Source organism: Pseudomonas sp. MHK4 (assembly GCF_054600775.1).
On the sequence record NZ_BAAIAK010000002.1, the window covers coordinates 369,292 to 388,728 of the forward strand.

The window sequence follows — 19,437 nt, forward strand, 5'->3', positions numbered from 1 at the left end:
GCTTTGCCCCCTCTACGACTTTCGTCTTGTTTTCCGCTATTGAGGCATCTCCATGTCAAGCCAATTCCCCGAAGCACGTCCACGCCGTCTGCGCCGCAATGCAAGCCTGCGCAGTCTGTTCCAGGAAACCGAATTCAGCTTGAATGACCTGGTACTGCCGATTTTCGTCGAAGAAGAAATCGACGATTTCGTGCCGATCAAGAGCATGCCCGGTGTGATGCGCATTCCGGAATCGAAACTGGCGGGGGAGATCGAGCGTTATGCCCGCGCCGGGATCAAGTCAGTGATGACCTTTGGCGTGTCCCATCACCTGGACAACAACGGTAGCGATACCTGGAACGACAACGGCCTGGTGTCGCGCATGTCGCGCATCGCCAAGGACGCGGTGCCGGAGATGATCGTCATGTCCGATACCTGTTTCTGTGAGTACACCGACCACGGGCATTGCGGCGTGATACACAACCATGAGGTGGACAACGACCAGACCCTGCTCAACCTCGGCAAACAGGCGGTGGCCGCCGCCCGTGCCGGCGCTGACGTGATTGCCCCGTCGGCCGCCATGGACGGGCAGGTCCAGGCGATTCGCCGGGCGCTCGATGCCGCCGGTTTCACCCAGACGGCGATCATGGCCTATTCGACCAAGTTTGCCTCGGCGCTTTATGGTCCGTTCCGCGAAGCTGGCGGCAGCGCGCTCAAGGGCGACCGCAAAAGCTACCAGATGAACCCGATGAATCGCCGTGAGGCGGTGCGTGAGTCGCTGATGGACGAGCAGGAGGGCGCCGACGCGCTGATGGTCAAGCCGGCCGGTGCCTACCTGGACATCATCCGCGACATTCGCGAAGCCTCGCGCCTGCCCCTGTCGGCCTATCAGGTGAGCGGCGAGTACGCGATGATCAAGTTCGCCGCGCAGGCCGGAGCCATCGATGAGGATCGCGTCGTGCGTGAAAGCCTCGGCGCGATCAAGCGCGCAGGGGCCGACCTGATTTTTACCTACTTTGCGATGGACCTGGCGTTAGCCGGGATCTGACCAGCACTGTCAGGGCGCGCCAAAATACAGCCGGATACCGTGATCGCGAAAATACCGTTCGATGACCTTCGGGTCCGAACAGGTTTCGGCAATCGCCACATACGTATCCGGTCGTAGCAGGTAAAACCCGTTACGCCCAAGGCCGGCCGCTTCAAAGGCCGGGCGCCAGCCGAACACATGCAGTGGCAGATGGTGCTCGTGGCACCAGGCGATCATCTCGTCGCTGGTGTCGCCATACACATGCACCTGCCAGGTCGGGCATTTGAGCGACTCAAAATTGTCCCCTTCACCGTCATGCGCCCAGGGCAGGCGGTCACCGCCATGCACCTGCCCGGCAACGCCGGTACTCAAGGGCATGGCGCGATAGTTCAGGGTGATCTGCGACACGGTGCGGAACAGGAACTCGCGGGTGGTTTCAAACGAGGCCATTTTCGGAATCAGGAAGGGCGCCAGCCGCGTGCGCAGCAAATCGGCGATAGGCCCTTCGGCGGTGACGAAGGTGAACACCCGGTCGGTGGTGGCCACCAGCTTGCGGGCGAAGGCGATGCGTTCGGTTTCGTAGGTGTCGAGCAGTCTCGCCTCGGCGCCGCCGCTCAATACCGCCGCGAGTTTCCAGGCCAGGTTGATGGCATCGCCAATCCCGGTGTTCATGCCCTGGCCCCCTGCGGGGCTGTGCACATGGGCCGCGTCGCCCAACAGGAAGGCCCGGGCGCTGCGAAAGTGATCCGCCACCCGATGATGCACGCGGTAGGTCGAGAACCAGTTCAATTGTTCAATTTTGACCTGCATATGTTCGATGGCCCGACTGCTCACGTCTTCGAATTGCAGGTTTTGCGCCTGTTCGGCGCGCTCGTCGCGCACGGTGCCGATCAAGCGCGCTCGGCCGCTGCCAGCCAGCGGGAATACCGCGAGAAAATCCGCTTCATCAAGATCCACATGCAGTTCGCCATTGAACGCCGGGCCGCTGGCCTGCACGTCGGCGACGTAGAACACCTGTTGGTAGGTACCGCCTGGAAAACCGGTGTCCAGGGTCTTGCGCACGATCGAACGGGCACCGTCGCAACCGGCCAGGTAGCAGGCCTGGCAGGTTTCCTGTTGGCCGTCGGGCAGGCGCAGCGTGGCGCTGATGCCGTCATCGGTTTGCTCGAAACCTTCCAGTTCGGTGTTGCGCTCCACGCTGATGCCGAAGGTTTGCAGGCGCTCGATCAGCAGCCGCTCGTGTTCGTCCTGGGGGAAGATTTCGAGGAAGGCGTAGGGCGTCAGGCCCTCGCCGACCCGGCTCAATGGCAGGCGGGCTACGGGCTGGCCTTTTACCCAGAAATTGGCGGCCGCTACCCGATGCCCCTTGTGCACGATGGCGTCGGCCAGGTCCAGCTGGCGATACAGCTCCAGCGTGCGCGCCTGCACCGCCAGTGCCCGCGAGGTGGTACCCGGTGCAGAGGTCTTGTCGACGATCCGCACGCGCACCTTAAGTTTGCTCAGCCATAGCGCCAGGACCAGCCCGGTGGGGCCGGCGCCGATGATCAACACATCGCTACGCTGCATAATCCAGTCCTCCTGGGCGTGTGCAGCAAGTATGGTCCAGCCTCGCGGCGCGGCCCGGCTGACCGCTGAATGGAAAAAAACCTGTAGGAGCGAGCTTGCTCGCGATGGACGTGAACGTTAACGCGTGCTTGCTGGGCAACGCGGCGCACTCAAGGTTTTCGCGAGCGAGCTCGCTCCTACAGGGGGCATCAGAAGTCGATGGTCCCCGACAGCTTGGCCACCCGTGGCTCGCCCTGGGTCAGGAAGCCGCCCTGGGCCGACTCCCAGTACTTTTTGTTAGCGACGTTTTCGACGCCCAGACGCAAAGTCACGTCCTTTTCCTGCACCCTGAAGGCGTAACGGGCACCGGCGTCGAAGCGGTTCCAGGTCGGCAGGCTGAGGTTGTTCGCCGCATCGGCGTATTGACCACCGGTGCGCAGCATCCGACCGTTCAACGCGACGCCTTGCAGGCCGGGAACGTCCCAATCGACGCTGGCGTTGAACTGGAAGGTCGGCACTCCGATGGCCCGGTTACCGTCGTTGAGGCCACCCTGGGTTTTCTTCAGTTCAGTGTCCATCACGGTCACGCCGCTGAGCAGGCGCAGGCCGTCGAGGGGTTCGCCGAAGACGTTGAGTTCCACGCCTTTGTTGACCTGTTCGCCCTTGTGCACGAAACGCGCGGTGCTGGCGTCGATCACTTCGGTGTAGCCATCGGCCGGTTGTTCGATGCGATAGACGCCGAAGGTTGCGCCATAGGTGCCCATGTCGACTTTCACACCGGCTTCGATTTGCTTGGAGCGGGCCGGGGCAAAGGCTTCACCGCCGTTGACCACCACCCGCGAGCCCGCGGTGTTGGGGGCTGTCGGACCTTCGGCCAGGCCTTCGATGCGGTTGGCGTAGAACGACACGTGTTCCCACGGCTTGAACACGATGCCGTACACCGGGGTGGTGATCGATTCGTCGTAGTTGGAGGTGCGGGTGCCCGTGCCATAGGCATAACCCTGGACCACCAATTGCTGGCGACGCACCCCGACGGTCACCAGCAGGCGATCATCGAAGAAGCCCAGAGTGTCGGACACCGCGCCACTGCGCACGAAGGTTTTACCGGTGATGCCTGGGTCGTGCAGGTCGCCGCCGGAGAAACCGCCCTGGGGTGCTGGCACGTCGACCGGGTGATAGATGTTGTTGGGGTAGCGGGTCAGGTCGAAATCGAAGGCGTTGCGCTGCTGGGTCCAGATCCCGGCCAGGCCGAAATTGAGTCGGTGACTGACCGGGCCGGTGGCGAATTTGCCGTTGAGGCCGGTCATGGCGCTGGAGTTGTCCTCGTCATGGGGGATGAACGAGCCGGTGGTCACGGAGCTGCCATCGTTGCCGACCAGGGTCGTGCCGTCGTAGTTGCCGACCTCGCGGGTGTGCTTGGCGCCCGCGGCGGCGTAGGCGGTCCAGCTTTCATTGAGGTCGTACTCGGCGCGGAGCATGCCGAACGTATCTTCGATTTGGCTGAAGCCCCACTTCTGCGCATAGTTGGTGTCGGCCGACGGCGCATCCGGGATGTGCGTGGCCGTGCCGAGGTTGACCGAGCTGCGGCCGCCGTTGATGCGCTCCTTGGAATAGATGAAATCGCCGGAAAGGCGCAGGGCATCGCCACGGTAGTCGAGGCCGATGGCGAACAGCTTCGAGCGCTGGTTTTCATCGTCGATGGCAGTATCGCCTTCACGCTGGGACAGGTTGATCCGCGCGCCGAAGCGGTTGTCCTCGCCGAAGCGCTGGCCGACATCCAGGTGCTCGCCGATCCGCCCCTCATCGCTGATGTCGGTGGTGAAGCGCCGCAGCGGCTCGTCACCGGCGCGCTTGGGCTGCAGGTTGACACCGCCGCCGATGCCGGAGCCGGACGGGGTCACGCCATTGATGAAGGCATTCGGGCCCTTGAACACTTCGACGCGCTCCAGGGCATCGGTGGAAATGATCTGCCGCGGCAAAATACCGTACAGGCCATTGAAGGAGATGTCGTCGCCGTTCAGCGGCAGCCCGCGGATCATGAAAGTCTGGGCCTGGTTGGAAAACCCGGAGGCCTGGCGCACCGACGAATCGTTGAGCAGCACATCACCCACGGTTTCGGCTTGCTGGTCGCGGATCAGTTCTTCGGTGTAGGCGGTGACGCTGAACGGCACGTCCATGATGTCCTGGTTGCCCAGCACCCCCAATTGCCCACCGCGCGCGACCTGGCCGCCGGCGTACACCGGGGGCAGGTCGGACGGAGAGGGGGCCTGGGCATTGACGTTGACGTTGTCCAGCACCAGCGGCGTCGAGCTGGTTTGCGCGGGCGTCGCGGCGTGGGCCGTAACCGACAATGAGCAAAACAAGGCCAGTAGCGTCGGACGGTAGGGTATGCCGGTTCGGGCTGGAGTCATGGTGATTGGGTTCCTTGGCGGCGCCGCCGCTGAAAAAAGTTATGACGGCGCGGAACTCCTTGCGCAAATGCGACTCCAGGCGCGAATGATAGGAGTTCTCAGTCATATCCTGCAATCAATTTGTATGACGGTGTGTAGGTAACGATTGATGGGACGCCAGAGGAACAGCTGGGATCGCGCCACGGTCATAGCCTGCGCCATGCCATTGGTCGTATGGTTATCCGGTTCAACGAACGCCCTGGAGCACCATGCAAGCCCATCGATTGATCATGAGCATCACTGTGTTACTGGTGCTGGCCGGCTGCAGCAGCCAGCGCACCCAGCAACCGGTGGCGCGCAAGCCCGCCGAGGTCAAGGCGCAGATCGTGCGCCTGCTGCCGGCCAAGACCGTCGACCGCGAGGGGTGGGCCACGGACATCTATGCCGCGTTTGCCGCGCAGAACATTGAACCGGCCACGCAAAACCTCTGTGCGGTACTGGCGGTCACCGAGCAGGAGTCGACCTTCCAGGTGGATCCCACCGTGCCGGGGCTGGGCAAGATCGCCCGGGACGAGATCGATCGCCGGGCGGCCAAGGTGCACATCCCCGAACTGTTGGTCAGCGGAGCATTGCGGGTGAGTTCGCCCAACGGCAAGACCTACAGCGACCGGCTGGATTCAGCGCGCAGCGAAAAGGAACTGAGCGCGATTTTCGATGATTTCATCGGCATGGTGCCCATGGGCAAGACCCTGTTCGCAGGCTTCAACCCGGTGCACACCGGCGGGCCGATGCAGGTCAGCATCGACTTCGCCGAACAGCAGGCCAAAGGCTATCCATATCCGGTGGAAGGCTCGATACGACGCGAAGTCTTCACCCGACGCGGCGGCATGTACTTCGGCATCGCGCATTTGCTTGGTTATCCGGTGAGCTACAAGCAGCCGTTGTATCGCTTCGCCGATTTCAACGCCGGTTGGTACGCCAGTCGCAATGCCGCCTTCCAGAACGCCGTGAGCCGGGCCTCGGGCATCCCGCTGACGCTGGATGGCGACCTGGTCCGCTACGGTTCGATCATGCCCGGCAGCACCGAACTGGCGGTGCGCACCCTGGGCAAGCAGCTGGACATGCGCAATCCGACGATCAGGGATCAACTGGAGGAGGGCAACACCCTGGCGTTCGAGGACACCGAGCTCTATCAACGGGTCTTCGCCCTGGCCGAACAGGCCGAAGGTCGATCCCTGCCACGTGCGGTATTGCCGGGGATCGTACTGCAAAGCCCGAAAATCACCCGCAAACTCACCACCGCCTGGTTTGCCAAACGGGTCGACGAGCGTTACCAGCGCTGCATGGCGCGGGCAGACTGAAAATCCTGGCAGGCATAAAAAACCCGGCTGATCAGGCCGGGCTTTTTCTTGGTGCGGTGAAGCAATGGGGTCAGGCGACGGTGTTGCCTTGCAGGCGGTCGGAGCCATCGGCGGCGACGGTGTTGCCTTGCAGGCGGTCGGAGCCATCGGCGGCGACGGTGTTGCCTTGCAGACGATCGGAGCCATCGGCGGCAACGGTGTTGCCTTGCAGGCGATCGGAGCCATCGGCGGCGACGCGATTTTCGATCAGGCGGTCAGAACCACCCTCAGCTACTCGGCTTTCAATCAGACGATCCGAGCCACCTTCAGCGACAACAGGCGCAACAGAGGTAGCGGCAAAAGCGTTAACTGCAAAAACCGAGAAAGCGATGCTGAGGAGAGTTTGGCGTTTCATGATCGGGTGCTCCGGGGTGTTGTTGGTTGGTATGGAGCTGATGTTACGCCGCAGGATTTTTAAGAGAACTTCATTGACGTGATGGTGAACATCGACGGTATTGATAGAGACGGTGCGATACCGTTTGTGGGCGTGATGTTACAGTCGTCGGACGGTCGAGGCGCGGTCGATGGCGCCTTCTACACTGGATAGCGGGTGCTGATCGCGGCCAACACACGAGGTGTGCATGTATCAACTCTACGGACATCAGAATTCTGGCGCGGCGGCAATCGAGGCCGCGCTGGAGCTGTGCGAGATTGCCTATCGCTTCATCGATGTCGAGACATCCCCGGAGGCCGCCCAGGCGCTGGAGAAGCTCAATCCGCTGAAGCAGATTCCGACGCTGCAACTGCCCGACGGCGGAATTCTCACCGAGAGCGCGGCGATCCTGATTCATCTCGGGCTGACGTTTCCCCAGTCGAACCTGTTGCCGGCCGACCCTGCCGACCGTGACCAGGCCATTCGTGGCCTGGCGTTCATCGTCAGCAATTGTTATGCGGCCATCGGCATCATCGATTACCCCGAACGCTGGCTGGCCCAGGCGGATGAAGCGTCGCGGCAAAACCTCATGGCCGGTGCACGGCAGCGTCTGCACTGGAGTTGGGAAGTGTTTGCCGACCAGTTTTCCGCGGAGTTGTACCTGGGTGACGAGACACCGGGAGCGCTGGATGTGCTGGCGGCGGTGGTCACGCGGTGGGCGGGCAGTCGCGAGCATTTACGCCGGACCCGCCCGGGTTTTTCCGCCTGGCTGGAACGGATTGACCGGCACCCGACATTGGCGCCGGTGTTTGCCCGGCATTGGCCTTCGTAAACCTATCAACTCCCCCCCTGTGGGAGCGAGCCTGCTCGCGATGGTATTCCAGGCGCTGAGTGGCGTCGGCTGTACCTTTTTCGCGAGCAAGCTCGCTCCTGCAGAGGAATCGTCATTCGCCGCGGATGTACTGCTCCAGCTGGCGAATCAGCTCGGCCTGTTCGGCGATGGCTTCCTTGACCAGGTCGCCGATCGACAACAGGCCGATCAGCTTGCCGTCTTCCACCACCGGCAGGTGGCGCAGGCGTCTGTCGGACATGATACCCAGGCAGGTGTCGACGGTTTGATGGGTGTCCACGGTAATGACGGGCGATACCATGATGTCGCGTACCGGGGTACCCACGGAGGAGCGGCCATGCAGTACCAGTTTGCGCGCGTAGTCGCGTTCGCTGATGATGCCCAGCACCTCGTCATTCTCCACCACCAGCAAGGCACCGACGTTTTTTTCAGCCATCTTCATCAGCGCTTCGAGCACCATGTGATCCGGTTTGATCTGGTGCACTTCCTGGTTCTTCTGATCTTTCAACTTGAGCAGTTGCGCGACGGTTTTCATGGCGGTTTCCCGGGTGTTGTCGTTGTCCTTGAAGGATCGTAGACCCAGGCGTTCAGGGCAAGGGTAAAAGCGGCAGATAGCACGCAAAAAACGTCATTCGGCGGTTTTTCTTCCGAGCCCAGTCTTTGCAGGAGCTGCCGAAGGCTGCGATCTTTTCCGGGCTGACGCGTAGAATCATCCACCTGACCAAAACCCGAGGTTTGCAGTGGTGGATTTACCCCAGGGCTTCGTCCTGACCCGGCATTGGCGCGACACACCGACGGGCACCGAAGTCGAGTTCTGGCTGGCGACCGATAGCGGTCCCCGGCGCATCCGCCTGCCTCATCAGCCGTCGGTGGCGTTCATCCCGGCAGATCAGCGCGAGCAGGCCGAAACGCTGTTGCGCGACGAAAAGAACGTCGAGCTCAAGCCCCTGGCCCTGCTGGATTTCGAACATCGCCCGGTGATCGGCCTGTATTGCCGTCAACACGGGCAACTGATGCGCCTGGAAACCGCGTTGCGCAGGGCCGGCGTCGAGGTATACGAGGCCGATGTGCGGCCGCCGGAGCGCTACATGATGGAACGGTTCATCACCGCGCCGGTACGCTTTGGCGGCACACCGGGGGCCGATGGTCTGCTGCTCGATGCGCAGATGAAACCCGACCCCGACTATCGTCCGAGCCTGAAACTGGTGTCCCTGGACATCGAAACCACCGCCCAGGCCGAGTTGTATTCCATCGCCCTCGAAGGCTGTGGCGAGCGTCAGGTCTATATGCTCGGCCCGCCCAATGGCGACCACAGTGCGGTGGATTTCCAGCTCGAATACTGCGAGTCGCGAACCCTGTTGCTGAAAAAGCTCAACGACTGGTTCGCCCGCCACGACCCCGACGCGATCATTGGCTGGAACGTCGTGCAGTTCGACCTGCGGGTCCTGCATGAGCACGCCCGGCGCCTGGCCGTGCCGCTGAAGCTGGGGCGTGGCGGCGAGGAAATGCAATGGCGCGAACACGGCAGCGGCAACCACTATTTTGCATCCGCCGCCGGCCGGCTGATTATCGACGGCATCGAATCCTTGCGTTCGGCAACCTGGAGTTTCCCCTCGTTCAGCCTGGAGAACGTCGCGCAAACCCTGCTGGGCGAAGGCAAGTCGATCGATAACCCGTACCAGCGCATGGATGAAATCAACCGCATGTTCGCCGAGGACAAACCGGCGCTGGCCAAGTACAACCTCAAGGACTGTGAGCTGGTCACGCGGATCTTTGCCAAGACCGAGTTGCTCAAGTTCCTGCTGGAGCGGGCCAGTGTCACCGGGTTGCCGGCCGATCGCATGGGCGGTTCGGTGGCGGCGTTCACGCACCTCTACATGCCGCTGATGCACCGCCAGGGCTTCGTGGCGCCCAATCTTGGCAGCAAACCGGCGCAAGCCAGCCCCGGCGGTTTTGTCATGGACTCGCAACCGGGGCTGTACGAGTCGGTGCTGGTGTTCGACTACAAAAGCCTCTACCCGTCGATCATCCGCACCTTCCTCATCGACCCGGTGGGCCTGATCGAGGGGCTCAAGCATCCCGATGACCAGGATTCTGTGCCGGGCTTTCGCGGCGCGCGGTTCTCCCGCACCCGACATTGCCTGCCGGCCATCGTCGCCCGGGTCGCCGAAGGCCGGGAGACCGCCAAGCGCGAGCACAACGCGCCGCTGTCCCAGGCGCTGAAGATCATCATGAACGCGTTCTACGGCGTGCTGGGTTCCAGTGGCTGCCGCTTCTTCGACACGCGCCTGGCCTCATCCATCACCCTACGCGGCCACGAGATCATGCTGCGCACCCGTGAGCTGATCGAAGCGCAGGGGCATACGGTGATCTACGGCGACACCGACTCCACCTTCGTCTGGCTGCGGCGCGCCCACGGCCAACAGGAAGCTGCGCAGATCGGCCGCGCGCTGGTCGATCACGTCAACCAGTGGTGGCGCGAGCATGTTCGCCGGGAGTACGGCCTGGAGAGCGTGCTGGAGCTGCAGTTCGAAACCCATTACAAACGCTTTCTCATGCCGACCATTCGCGGCGCGGAGGAGGGCAGCAAGAAGCGTTACGCGGGGTTGGTCACGCGCGCCGATGGCAGCGACGAGATGGTCTACAAGGGCCTGGAAACCGTGCGCACCGACTGGTCGCTGCTGGCCCGGCAATTCCAGCAGGAGCTGTATTCGCTGATCTTCCACCGCAAGCCCTATCAGGACTACGTGCGCGAGTACGTACGCAAAACTTTGGCCGGTGAATTCGACGAGCGCCTGATCTATCGCAAGCGCCTGCGCCGCACGCTTGACGACTACCAGCGCAACGTCCCACCCCATGTGCGGGCGGCGCGCATCGCCGACGATTACAACGACCGCCAAGGCCGTCCGCGGCAGTACCAGAATGGCGGCTGGATCAGCTACGTGATCACCGTCGCCGGCCCCGAGCCGCTGGAAATCCGCAGTGCGCCGATCGATTACGACCACTACATCAGCCGGCAACTGCAACCGGTGGCGGACGCGATCCTGCCGTTTGTCGACGACGATTTTTCAACCCTGGTGGGGGGGCAACTGGGCTTGTTTTGAGTCCATCAGCGACAGCGTCCAGTCATCCAGAATGCCGTGGAAGTACTGGTTCAGGGCTTGATGGAAGAGACTGTCGGCGGCCGCGACCTGGGCGAACAAGGTCATCGAGGAGCGAAATTTCAGGTCGTCGGGGTGGCCGAAAATTGCCGCCACCGAGCGCTGCTCGATGTTCAGCACTTGCTGGGTACACGTCTTCAGCCGGGCACCCAGCAACGGGTGTTCGAGATAGGCCTGTGCTTCCTGCCGGGAGCGGATCGCGAAGCGGCGCGACATGTCGCTATCACCCAGCCCGGCAAATTGCGGAAAAATGAACCACATCCAGTGACTGCGCTTGTGGCCGGCCTCCAGTTCGGCTTGAACCCGGTCGAACACCGGGTTCTGCGCCTGGATAAAGCGTTGCAGGTTAAAGACGTCCGGTTGATCGGTGCTTCTCATCTCGAAGCCCTCTGTCACCGCGATGGCTTAGACCATGGCCAACCGCTGCTTGCGTTTGGGCGCCTGAAACGCTTGGTCCAGCGCCTCCAGATCCCCAGCCTCCAGCTTCAACTGTGCCGCTTGTGCATTGAGTTGCACGTGTTCGGGGCGGACAGCCTTGGGGATGGCGATCACGCCGTCCTGGCGCAGCAGCCATGCCAGCGAGACCTGGGCAGGCGTGGCGTCATGGCGGGCAGCTACTTGTTTGAGCGTAGCATTGGCCAGCATTTTCCCTGCCTGGCCGATCGGGCAATAGGCCATGACCGGCATTCCGTGCTCCCGGCACCAGGGCAACAGATCGAATTCTATGCCGCGTTGCTCCAGGTTGTAGAGCACTTGATTGGTGGCGCAGGCGTTTGTTGGGAGTTGGTGCAGGTCGTCCAGATCAAGATTGGACACGCCCCAACGGCCGATCTTGCCGGCTTCACGCAGGCGTTCGAACGCTTCCACCGTTTCTTCCAGGGGATACTGGCCCCGCCAATGCAACAAGTACAGGTCGATGGTGTCGGTCTTCAGTCGCCGCAGGCTGCGCTCGCACGCCTGGGGGATGCCCTGGCGGCTGGCGTTGTGCGGGTAGACCTTGCTGACGAGAAAGATCCGGTCGCGCTGGCCGCTGATGGCATCACCCACCACGAGCTCGGCGCCGCCTTCGGCGTACATTTCAGCGGTGTCGATCAGGGTCATGCCCAGTTCGATGCCCAGGCGCAGGGCGGCGACTTCCTCCTTATGGCGGGCGGGGTCCTCGCCCATTTGCCAGGTGCCCTGGCCGATGACGGGCACTTGGGTGCCGGCCAATTGCTGGGTGCGCATGCTTGCTCCTTTTAGTGATATTTCGGTTGGCAACAGGATAGACCCAAGGGTTCCATCCCGACGGCCAGCTGCTCGCGCCTACACCCGATCCCCTCTCGCGGCCACACCCGTTCTCCTGTAGGAGCTGGCTTGCCAGCGATGAGGCCGGAAAAATCAGCGCAATGTTCAAGGCTGCCTTCCCCGACAACCCAGCCCCCAAAACTGCCGGTGATCGATTACCAACCCTCCCCACCGCACTTTTGCGCAACCAACGGCTCTATCCATTGCCAGCCGACGGCGATCCCCACCGCCGGCCCATGCCCAAGTTCGACACCCATGGCTCGAGTTTCACCCCACATCATCCGCTCAATCCGCCGCCATCGCCTGCTGCTGGCCGGCTTGTCTCTGTTCCTGGCCAGCGGTTGCAGCCACCAACCCGGCAACGACCTGTTCACCCAGATACGCGAAGGCAAACCCCAGGAGTTCCTGCAAACCAGTGTCGACCGCATGGCCACGCTGACCATGCGCGACAACCTCGACAGCCTTTACCTGTTGATGAACAAGCTGTACCTGCGCAACCCCGACGAGTTGAAGAAATCCGGCTTCCTGGATGCCCGTACCGCGGGCAAACAGGTGCGCATGGCCATTGAACAGCAGCAGCCGTTGCCCACGTTGGGCAGCAAGAAGGATCTGGCGGCGCTGCGGTTTGCCATGAGCCCGGAATTTCTCGGCGATCGGGTCGGTGCGTTCATCTATGCCATCGGCAGCATGCTGGTCACCGCCCACGGCAATCGCCTGGAGTTCTACATGACGGACGCGATCAACCCGACGTTCGTCAGCAATGCCGCGCGCAACATCGAAATCGCCACCTGGATCCTCAGTCAGCGGCAGAACAAGGATGGCCAGCCCATGCTGTTCTCCAACGAAATCTCGGAGGAGGGCAGCAACCTGAGTTTCGCCGTGGAGTTCGGCAAGATCGTCGCGCGCCTGGACCTGCTGACCCAGATGCTCGATGAACGCTACCGGCGGATCGGCTTGAATTATGCCCAGAGCCTGCTGTTGATGAATTTCCTGCCGGTGCAATAGGCGCGGGATGCAAACAGGGCATAAAGATAGATCGCATCGATATAACTGGTTATAAGAAATGTCGCTATGCTGCGGGCCAGTTATTCCCTGCGGTTTGTGGACGTCTCAATGGATCTATTGAATTTCGGGTTGGTCGTGGCCGGGCTGGTGGTCGGCTTTATCGTCGGCATGACTGGCGTCGGTGGCGGGTCGTTGATGACGCCCATCCTGCTGTGGTTCGGCATCAACCCGGCCACCGCGGTCGGCACCGATTTGCTGTACGCGGCCATCACCAAATCCAGTGGCGTCCTGGTTCACCGCAAGAACAACAATATCGACTGGTCAATTACCGGTTGGTTGACCCTCGGCAGCGTGCCGGCGGTGGTGTTGACCTTATGGTTCCTAAGCAGTCTGAACGAAGCACCGGACGCGATGAACGCGATCATCAAACAGGCCTTGGGCTTTGTCCTGTTCGCCACGGCGTTGGCGATCCTGTTCAAGAAACGCCTGCTCGATTTCGCCCACAAGCGCGCGGGCGGCCACTACAAACCCAGCGGCGTGCGTCTGAATGTCCTGACCGTGATCACGGGCCTGGTCCTGGGCACCATGGTCGCCTTGACCTCCATCGGCGCTGGCGCCCTGGGCACCGTGGCGTTGTTCATCCTCTATCCGTTGCTGCCGACCCGCCGCCTGGTCGGCACGGAAATCGCCCACGCCGTGCCCCTGACCCTGGTCGCCGGCCTTGGCCATGCGAGCATGGGCAACATGGACTGGCACGTGCTCGGCTATCTGCTGGTCGGTTCGTTGCCGGGGATTTACCTGGGCAGCCACCTGACCGGGCGCATCTCCGATGAACTGTTGCGCCCTTGCCTGGCGACGATGCTGGTATTGATTGGCTACAAACTGGCGTTCTAAAAATCCTCAAGGCAATGCATACACCCGCAGCAGCTTTTTCATCGTCTCGTCGATCGGGTCGAGCACTGCCTGAAGTGGCCGCTGCAACGGGAACTTCAGGGTGCTGGCCAGGTCAGTAGGGGCCCTGTATCGGAGATTCCGAGCAGTGCTGGTGGCCTGCTTTCATGGCGGTGCCGTCCGAGATCAGCCGAGTCTGCCCCCTGATGCCAACCAAGCGTTTCCTGCCGAGCCTCATCCTGGCGTTCTGCGCCGTCGCGTCGTTTTGCTCGGTAGCTGCAGAGCGAAAAGCGCCCGCGCAAAGTAACAGCGCATCAACCACCCTGATCGAAACCGCCTCGCGCCAGTATGAAAATGGCCAGTTGGACCAGGCCGCTGCCACCCTGGAGCGCGCCCTGCATATCCAGCCAAACAATCCAGCGACCCTGCATTACCTCGGCGTGCTGCGCCTGCAGCAGGGGCAATACCAGCAGGCGCAAACCCTGGCGTTGCGCTCGAACATGCGGATTACCGGCAACGAGGCGTTACGCAACCGCAATCTCCAGTTGATCCAGGCGGCGCAGCAGGCCCAGGCTTCGGGTATCCCGCCCAAGGCGCAGGAGAACCCGGTTGCCGTACAGAAGGCGCGCGAAGACGAGGCGCAAAAGCGCCGCGAGGCGCAAGTGGCCGCGGCAGAACCATCCGCTGCGGACACCGCCCCCCTCGCGGGCAACTTCGCTCGCGTAGCGGATTCTGCGGCGACTGCAGGGCCACGGCCCGCAGGACAATTTCAGGTAGCTGCGCTCGAACCGGAGCCCGCGTCCGATGAGATAACGATACCTCGCGGCCATTGGCCTCCTCCGGGTCAATGCCGGATCTGGTTCGCCGATCGGCCGCCGGGGCATCAGCCCCCGCCCGGCAGTTGCAAGAAGCTGCGCAAGCGGGTTCCGCCAGGCGCTTTCCTGATGCAGGGTTGAGTGCCTGCTTGTTCTTCTGGCTGAACCCGGTGCCCAATGGTCCCGTGCATATCCTCAGCGCCCTGGTGTTCGTCGACTAAGGGTTCTGAACAAGCCTGTCTGCGATGTACTTGTCGGGCTCAATGTAACTTCAAACTTTACCCTGGCTTACAAACTCCTTACACGGATCAGCGGTACCATCATGCACTTGCACCCTTGCATGAAAATCCCTCTTGGTTAATCCGGTGATCGCGCTTGGCCGCCGTCACCGAGACCACTGATCCATGGAAAACTGCCCCTTGAAAACCCTGATCAATCGCTTCGCAACCCCGCTGACCACAGGTTTGTTTGTCGTATCCGTGATTTCTGGCGTGGCGCTGTTCTTCCATTGGGCACCGGCGCTGTTTCATGGCATGCATGAATGGCTGAGTATTGTTCTTCTGGCTCCATTTGCCCTGCACTTATGGAAAAACTGGGGCCCTCTAATGGGCTATATCAAGCGCAAGTCGCTTTATATACCGCTGCTGTTGTCGATCTTGGTTGCAGTGCCCTTCGTCGTTTCAGGCATGAGTGGCAACAGGCAGGGTGGCAATCCGGCCTTTGCCGCGGTGCAACTGGTGACCAACGCACCTTTGACCGACTGTGCGTCGCTGTTCAAGAACACACCCGATGAACTGGTGGCGCGGCTGCGCCAGCGCGGGCTGTCGGTGACATCGTCCAGCGACACCCTCAACCAGGTCGCGCAATCAGCGAAGATGCAGCCTGCACAGTTGATTGCCGAGTTGCTCAAGGAGCGCCGGTAACGGCGAGATTGCGTTGCCGCGCCCGAAACGTTTAGTATATGTTTCGTATATATTTCGTATCGGGCAAGCAGATGGGTATCGTCAAAATTTCAGAAGACATGCATGAGAACCTGCGAGTCGCCAGCGATGCGCTGAGCCGCTCGATCAATGCGCAAGCCGAGCACTGGATGCGTATCGGCATGCTTGCGGAGCTACATCCAGAGCTGAATCACAGCGATATCTGCCGTTTGTTGATTCGTGCCGAACTGGCGGGTGGCCTTGATGTAAAACAGCTCTGCGCGATTGCGGATGCTTCGCAAGGCTCGCGGGTTCATGCAACGTCCGGTGGCAAGCAATGAAGGCGAATGTCAGGCTAAATACTCCGGCAGAAATTGCCCAGTCGCGCGCAGCGGCCACGCTGGCGGCCGAGGTGCTGGCCATGATCACGCCCCATGTGCAGGCGGGGGTCACCACCAACGAACTCGATCAGCTGTGTCACGACCATATCGTCAACGTACAGAAAGCCATTCCAGGCAATGTCGGCTACCACGGCTTTCCGAAGACCGTGTGCGCCTCCGTCAACGAAGTGGTCTGCCATGGCATCCCTTCGAACCGGGTCTTGAAGAACGGCGATATCCTGAATATCGACATCGCCGTGATCAAGGATGGTTGGTACGGCGACACCAGCCGCATGTACTTCGTCGGCGAGCCGAGCCCGCAGGCCCGACGCCTGGTCAAGACGACCTATGACGCCATGTGCGCCGGTATCCGAATGGTTCGCCCCGGCGCTACGCTGGGCGACATTGGGCATGCCATTCAGAAGGTCGCGGAAGATGACGGGTTCAGTGTCGTGCGCGAATACTGCGGTCACGGTATCGGCAAGATCTATCACGATGAGCCGCAAATCCTGCACTACGGCTTCCCAGGCCAGGGAATGAAATTGAAAGCCGGCATGATTTTCACCATCGAGCCGATGTTGAACCTGGGCAAGCGCCACGTGAAAACCCTGGCTGACGGCTGGACCGTGGTCACCAAGGATCACTCCCTTTCAGCCCAGTGGGAGCATATGGTGGCGGTTACTGAAGACGGTTTTGAGGTATTGACGGCCTGGCCTGACAGCAGCGATGAATATCCCGCTATTCGCGGGTGAAGATCTCCAGCAGATGCCCGTCCGGGTCATCGAAATACACCCGCCGTCCGCCGCCATGGTCATTGATCTCACTGGTCCGCTGTTTGCCCGGATCGGCCCACCACGGCTGCCCGGTTGCCCGCAGGCGGGCGAACGCGCGGTCGAACTCGTCGTCGCCGAGCAGGAACGCGTAATGCTGCGAGGCGATCGGCGGGTCGTTGTCGTAGAAGTCCAGCGACACCTGGTTGTCGAGCCTGACGACCAGCATCGGCCCGAAGGGCTCCGGCGCCGGCAGGCCGAGCAGTTCAACGAGGAAATGTGCCGATCTGTGTTTATCGCGGCACCAGACAATGGTGTGGTTCAGTCGAACGCTCATGCAGTCTCCTCATGAGGTTTTTTTCATGTTCTCAGATTAGCCCAGCCTGTTGCGCAATGACCGCCCTGACCTAAGCTTGGAGCAAGGTGAAACACATTTGCCCAGCGTCACCGGAACGAACGCCGCGATGCGCAATCATTAGAGCGTGGATAATAAAAGGAGATGCGCATGCTCATCAGGTCACTGACCCTGGCTACCTTGCTGGCGATTGCCGGCCCCTTGTTCGCCGCCGATGGCGATTCACCTCTGGATATCGACAAGGGCAGGGCCCGGCCGCTGATCGTGATTACCTCAAGCACCGTCGACCCTGTGTGGGTCAACCTGAAAAAATCGCTGGAAGATCCCGCCAACAAGCAGGGGGTCGCCGACCGCAACATCCGGGTGTACAGCGTGCTGAACATGTCCGGCCAACTGGACGGCAAGGATCTCGGCCAACAGGACACCATGGCCTTGATCCGCGCGCTGAAACTGGGTGCAGGCGCGTTGCCCAAAGTGATCCTGGTGGGCAAGGACGGCGAGAAGAAACTCGAAAGCTCGGGAGAGGAATCCAAATCGGTGGACCTGAAGAAAGTCTTCGCCACCGTCGATGCCTTGCCGGCGACCGAGAAGGAAGCCTCCGCTCCAACACCCCCACCGGTTGCCGAAACCCCACCGCCTAAAGGGACCGCCAAGGCTGCCAAAAACGGCAAGCCGGCAAAACCGGCCAAGCCACCGGAAATGCCGGATGATTGAGGCTGTCTGGTGCTGGAACAGGTTTACCGGTTGTTCCACTGCCAATTGCTGAATCGACAGTGCCACATTGCGCTTGGAGCTTTCCAGATCGTAGGCCAGGTCGGTGATAAGGACGTTCAGGGAGGCCAGGGTCTCGCAGGCGTGGCAGAGCAAGTTGGCGGTGTCGACGCCGGGGACGATGGTGAAGTGGAGGAGCTACTGGTGAACCGAGCGCTGGACAACATCGACCCGCAGCAATAGCGCTAATCCTCTGTAGGAGCTGTCGAGTGCAACGAGGCTGCGATCTTTTGAGCTTGAAAAATCAAGGTCAAAAAATCGCAGCCTGCGGCAGCTCCTACAGTGGATCGCGTGCGCTTGTACCGGGTTTACTGGGCCAATGCCTTCAGTATCCGATGAGCAATCTTGACCCGCTCTTCATTTGGATAGTTTTTATTGGCCAGAATCACAACGCCCATATCCTTCGATGGCACATACGCAACATAAGCCCCAAACCCACCCGTTGAACCGGTCTTGTTGAGCAACACATCTTTAGGCTGTGGCTGCGGCGGATTCAGCCACTGAACCTGATGCGCCTCCATGGCCATCGCCGTCGAGTTCCCCGCCAGCAGACGATCGAGAGTGACCGGATAGCGATACATCTCCCAACCGAGCCCTTGGGTCATGTCGCCGACGCTGTAGTAACCGGTATGGGTCAAGGCGATGGCCTGTTGCAGGGATTTGTCCAGGCTTGCAGGTTTCAGGTTGGCCTGAACAAAAGCGATCAGGTCCGAAGCACTGGTTTTCACGCCGTAGGCTTCGGCATCCAGCGCCCCCGGCCCGACCCGCACGGGTTGGTCGGCCTTGTTGTAGCCTTGGGCATACAGCGCCATCTGATCCTGCGGCACCTTGAGCCAGGTGTGTTTCAGGCCGAGCTTGGGCAGCAGGGTGCTTTCCATTGCGACATTAAAGGGCTGGCCCATGGCCTGGGCGGCGAGGTAGCCGGCCAAGCCGATGCTGGGGTTCGAATACAGGCGGTGGCTGCCAGCGGCGTAAACCGGCTTCCACTGCTGGTAGTAGCCGAGCATTTTATCGGCCGAATCCGCCTCGGCAGGAAATTGCAGGGGTAATCCGCCGGCGGTGTAGGTGGCCAGCTGCAACACATCGATGTGGTCAAACGCGCTGCCGCGCAGGGCCGGCAGCACCTCGCTGGCCTTGTCGGTCAATGCCAGTTTGCCGGTGGCCTGGGCGTAGGCGGCGAGAGTGGCGGTGTAGGTTTTGCTGACCGAGCCAATCTCGAACAGGGTGTTTTCCGTCACCGGGCTGCCGGTCTCTTTTGATGCCAGGCCATAGTTGAAGTATTGCTGTTTGCCGTTGGACGTGACGGCCACGGCCATGCCCGCAATGCCTTGCGCGTGCATGACGGGGCGCACCGCGTCGTTGACGATCAATTCGAGTTGATCCTGCGCGCTCGTCTGGCTTGCCGCCAGCATCGCCGTACAGGCGGCTAGAATCTTCAATCTGCCGAGATTGATGGTGTCCGTCATGGGTTTTGCTCCATTCGATTGTATGATGTTCAGCGCTTGGCTGGGCCCCGGG

General features: G+C 61.4%; 19 protein-coding genes and 1 pseudogene. 11 read left to right on the forward strand and 9 right to left on the reverse strand.

Annotation, left to right across the window (positions count from 1 at the left end; translation table 11 throughout):
• The first annotated feature begins 52 nt into the window (after window positions 1–52).
• Window positions 53–1,027: a porphobilinogen synthase gene (hemB, locus tag ACYP2Q_RS06600; protein WP_459729761.1), complete on the forward strand. Its 975-nt coding sequence runs from the start codon at window positions 53–55 to the stop codon at window positions 1,025–1,027.
• A 9-nt stretch (window positions 1,028–1,036) separates the two neighbouring features.
• Here hemB and ACYP2Q_RS06605 read toward each other — a convergent pair whose 3' ends face one another.
• Entirely contained in the window at window positions 1,037–2,572 is a 1,536-nt protein-coding gene (locus tag ACYP2Q_RS06605) for an FAD-dependent monooxygenase (RefSeq protein ID WP_459729762.1), read from the reverse strand.
• Window positions 2,573–2,760: 188 nt separating this feature from the next.
• A complete protein-coding gene (locus ACYP2Q_RS06610; RefSeq protein ID WP_459729763.1) occupies window positions 2,761–4,962 on the reverse strand; it encodes a TonB-dependent receptor in 2,202 nt (733 codons plus the stop codon).
• A 248-nt stretch (window positions 4,963–5,210) separates the two neighbouring features.
• Here ACYP2Q_RS06610 and ACYP2Q_RS06615 point away from each other — a divergent pair, with 248 nt between their 5' ends.
• Entirely contained in the window at window positions 5,211–6,302 is a 1,092-nt protein-coding gene (locus ACYP2Q_RS06615) for a DUF1615 domain-containing protein (protein ID WP_459729764.1), read from the forward strand.
• 70 nt (window positions 6,303–6,372) lie between these two features.
• Here ACYP2Q_RS06615 and ACYP2Q_RS06620 read toward each other — a convergent pair whose 3' ends face one another.
• On the reverse strand, window positions 6,373–6,696 hold the full coding sequence (locus ACYP2Q_RS06620; protein WP_459729765.1) for a hypothetical protein: 324 nt from the start codon (window positions 6,694–6,696) through the stop codon (window positions 6,373–6,375).
• 226 nt (window positions 6,697–6,922) lie between these two features.
• Here ACYP2Q_RS06620 and ACYP2Q_RS06625 point away from each other — a divergent pair, with 226 nt between their 5' ends.
• Window positions 6,923–7,546: a glutathione S-transferase N-terminal domain-containing protein gene (locus ACYP2Q_RS06625; RefSeq protein WP_459729766.1), complete on the forward strand. Its 624-nt coding sequence runs from the start codon at window positions 6,923–6,925 to the stop codon at window positions 7,544–7,546.
• 112 nt (window positions 7,547–7,658) lie between these two features.
• On the opposite strand, the gene ACYP2Q_RS06630 is transcribed toward ACYP2Q_RS06625, so the two are convergent.
• Entirely contained in the window at window positions 7,659–8,099 is a 441-nt protein-coding gene (locus ACYP2Q_RS06630) for a CBS domain-containing protein (RefSeq protein WP_140667879.1), read from the reverse strand.
• A gap of 208 nt (window positions 8,100–8,307) precedes the next feature.
• Here ACYP2Q_RS06630 and ACYP2Q_RS06635 point away from each other — a divergent pair, with 208 nt between their 5' ends.
• Entirely contained in the window at window positions 8,308–10,668 is a 2,361-nt protein-coding gene (locus ACYP2Q_RS06635) for a DNA polymerase II (RefSeq protein WP_459729767.1), read from the forward strand.
• Here the strand turns inward: ACYP2Q_RS06635 and ACYP2Q_RS06640 are convergent.
• Complete coding sequence (locus ACYP2Q_RS06640; RefSeq protein ID WP_459729768.1) at window positions 10,633–11,103, reverse strand: DUF1810 domain-containing protein; 471 nt, start codon at window positions 11,101–11,103, stop codon at window positions 10,633–10,635. The two genes, ACYP2Q_RS06635 and ACYP2Q_RS06640, sit on opposite strands and share 36 nt — an antisense overlap.
• A 27-nt stretch (window positions 11,104–11,130) precedes the next feature.
• Window positions 11,131–11,952: an aldo/keto reductase gene (locus tag ACYP2Q_RS06645; protein WP_459729769.1), complete on the reverse strand. Its 822-nt coding sequence runs from the start codon at window positions 11,950–11,952 to the stop codon at window positions 11,131–11,133.
• Window positions 11,953–12,267: 315 nt separating this feature from the next.
• On the opposite strand from ACYP2Q_RS06645, the gene ACYP2Q_RS06650 reads away from it, so the two are divergent.
• The 6 genes from ACYP2Q_RS06650 (at window position 12,268) to map (ending at window position 16,775) form a co-directional block, all read left to right on the forward strand.
• Complete coding sequence (locus ACYP2Q_RS06650) at window positions 12,268–13,017, forward strand: hypothetical protein (protein ID WP_459729770.1); 750 nt, start codon at window positions 12,268–12,270, stop codon at window positions 13,015–13,017.
• A 108-nt stretch (window positions 13,018–13,125) separates the two neighbouring features.
• Window positions 13,126–13,911 (forward strand): sulfite exporter TauE/SafE family protein, encoded by a 786-nt coding sequence (locus tag ACYP2Q_RS06655; protein WP_459729771.1) that lies wholly within the window; start codon window positions 13,126–13,128, stop codon window positions 13,909–13,911.
• Window positions 13,912–14,114: 203 nt separating this feature from the next.
• Entirely contained in the window at window positions 14,115–14,864 is a 750-nt protein-coding gene (locus ACYP2Q_RS06660) for a tetratricopeptide repeat protein (protein ID WP_459730087.1), read from the forward strand.
• A 263-nt stretch (window positions 14,865–15,127) separates the two neighbouring features.
• Complete coding sequence (locus ACYP2Q_RS06665) at window positions 15,128–15,646, forward strand: DUF4405 domain-containing protein (protein ID WP_459729772.1); 519 nt, start codon at window positions 15,128–15,130, stop codon at window positions 15,644–15,646.
• A 71-nt stretch (window positions 15,647–15,717) separates the two neighbouring features.
• Window positions 15,718–15,984 carry a ParD-like family protein gene (locus tag ACYP2Q_RS06670; protein WP_459730088.1) on the forward strand — a complete coding sequence of 89 codons (267 nt, stop codon included), beginning with the start codon at window positions 15,718–15,720 and terminating at the stop codon, window positions 15,982–15,984.
• Window positions 15,981–16,775: a type I methionyl aminopeptidase gene (gene map, locus ACYP2Q_RS06675; RefSeq protein WP_459729773.1), complete on the forward strand. Its 795-nt coding sequence runs from the start codon at window positions 15,981–15,983 to the stop codon at window positions 16,773–16,775. Before ACYP2Q_RS06670 ends, map begins: the two co-directional genes overlap by 4 nt.
• On the opposite strand, the gene ACYP2Q_RS06680 is transcribed toward map, so the two are convergent.
• Window positions 16,762–17,130: a VOC family protein gene (locus ACYP2Q_RS06680; RefSeq protein ID WP_459729774.1), complete on the reverse strand. Its 369-nt coding sequence runs from the start codon at window positions 17,128–17,130 to the stop codon at window positions 16,762–16,764. The two genes, map and ACYP2Q_RS06680, sit on opposite strands and share 14 nt — an antisense overlap.
• Before the next feature lie 168 nt (window positions 17,131–17,298).
• Here ACYP2Q_RS06680 and ACYP2Q_RS06685 point away from each other — a divergent pair, with 168 nt between their 5' ends.
• Window positions 17,299–17,862, forward strand: a complete 564-nt coding sequence (locus ACYP2Q_RS06685; protein ID WP_459729775.1) for a DUF4174 domain-containing protein — start codon at window positions 17,299–17,301, stop codon at window positions 17,860–17,862.
• 36 nt (window positions 17,863–17,898) lie between these two features.
• Here ACYP2Q_RS06685 and ACYP2Q_RS06690 read toward each other — a convergent pair.
• Both ACYP2Q_RS06690 and ampC read right to left on the reverse strand, forming a co-directional pair.
• Window positions 17,899–18,048, reverse strand: a pseudogene (locus ACYP2Q_RS06690) (DUF6124 family protein); the annotation flags it as partial.
• A 179-nt stretch (window positions 18,049–18,227) separates the two neighbouring features.
• A complete protein-coding gene (ampC, locus tag ACYP2Q_RS06695) occupies window positions 18,228–19,385 on the reverse strand; it encodes a class C beta-lactamase (RefSeq protein ID WP_459729776.1) in 1,158 nt (385 codons plus the stop codon).
• Window positions 19,386–19,437: the final 52 nt, after the last annotated feature.

Coding starts and splice junctions, on each gene's coding strand:
- hemB (WP_459729761.1), top strand. CDS start 53: ATGTCAAGCCAATTCCCCGAAGCACGTCCACGCCGTCTGCGCCGCAAT.
- ACYP2Q_RS06605 (WP_459729762.1), bottom strand. CDS start 2,572: ATGCAGCGTAGCGATGTGTTGATCATCGGCGCCGGCCCCACCGGGCTG.
- ACYP2Q_RS06610 (WP_459729763.1), bottom strand. CDS start 4,962: ATGACTCCAGCCCGAACCGGCATACCCTACCGTCCGACGCTACTGGCC.
- ACYP2Q_RS06615 (WP_459729764.1), top strand. CDS start 5,211: ATGCAAGCCCATCGATTGATCATGAGCATCACTGTGTTACTGGTGCTG.
- ACYP2Q_RS06620 (WP_459729765.1), bottom strand. CDS start 6,696: ATGAAACGCCAAACTCTCCTCAGCATCGCTTTCTCGGTTTTTGCAGTT.
- ACYP2Q_RS06625 (WP_459729766.1), top strand. CDS start 6,923: ATGTATCAACTCTACGGACATCAGAATTCTGGCGCGGCGGCAATCGAG.
- ACYP2Q_RS06630 (WP_140667879.1), bottom strand. CDS start 8,099: ATGAAAACCGTCGCGCAACTGCTCAAGTTGAAAGATCAGAAGAACCAG.
- ACYP2Q_RS06640 (WP_459729768.1), bottom strand. CDS start 11,103: ATGAGAAGCACCGATCAACCGGACGTCTTTAACCTGCAACGCTTTATC.
- ACYP2Q_RS06645 (WP_459729769.1), bottom strand. CDS start 11,952: ATGCGCACCCAGCAATTGGCCGGCACCCAAGTGCCCGTCATCGGCCAG.
- ACYP2Q_RS06650 (WP_459729770.1), top strand. CDS start 12,268: ATGGCTCGAGTTTCACCCCACATCATCCGCTCAATCCGCCGCCATCGC.
- ACYP2Q_RS06655 (WP_459729771.1), top strand. CDS start 13,126: ATGGATCTATTGAATTTCGGGTTGGTCGTGGCCGGGCTGGTGGTCGGC.
- ACYP2Q_RS06660 (WP_459730087.1), top strand. CDS start 14,115: ATGCCAACCAAGCGTTTCCTGCCGAGCCTCATCCTGGCGTTCTGCGCC.
- ACYP2Q_RS06665 (WP_459729772.1), top strand. CDS start 15,128: ATGGAAAACTGCCCCTTGAAAACCCTGATCAATCGCTTCGCAACCCCG.
- ACYP2Q_RS06670 (WP_459730088.1), top strand. CDS start 15,718: ATGGGTATCGTCAAAATTTCAGAAGACATGCATGAGAACCTGCGAGTC.
- map (WP_459729773.1), top strand. CDS start 15,981: ATGAAGGCGAATGTCAGGCTAAATACTCCGGCAGAAATTGCCCAGTCG.
- ACYP2Q_RS06680 (WP_459729774.1), bottom strand. CDS start 17,130: ATGAGCGTTCGACTGAACCACACCATTGTCTGGTGCCGCGATAAACAC.
- ACYP2Q_RS06685 (WP_459729775.1), top strand. CDS start 17,299: ATGCTCATCAGGTCACTGACCCTGGCTACCTTGCTGGCGATTGCCGGC.
- ampC (WP_459729776.1), bottom strand. CDS start 19,385: ATGACGGACACCATCAATCTCGGCAGATTGAAGATTCTAGCCGCCTGT.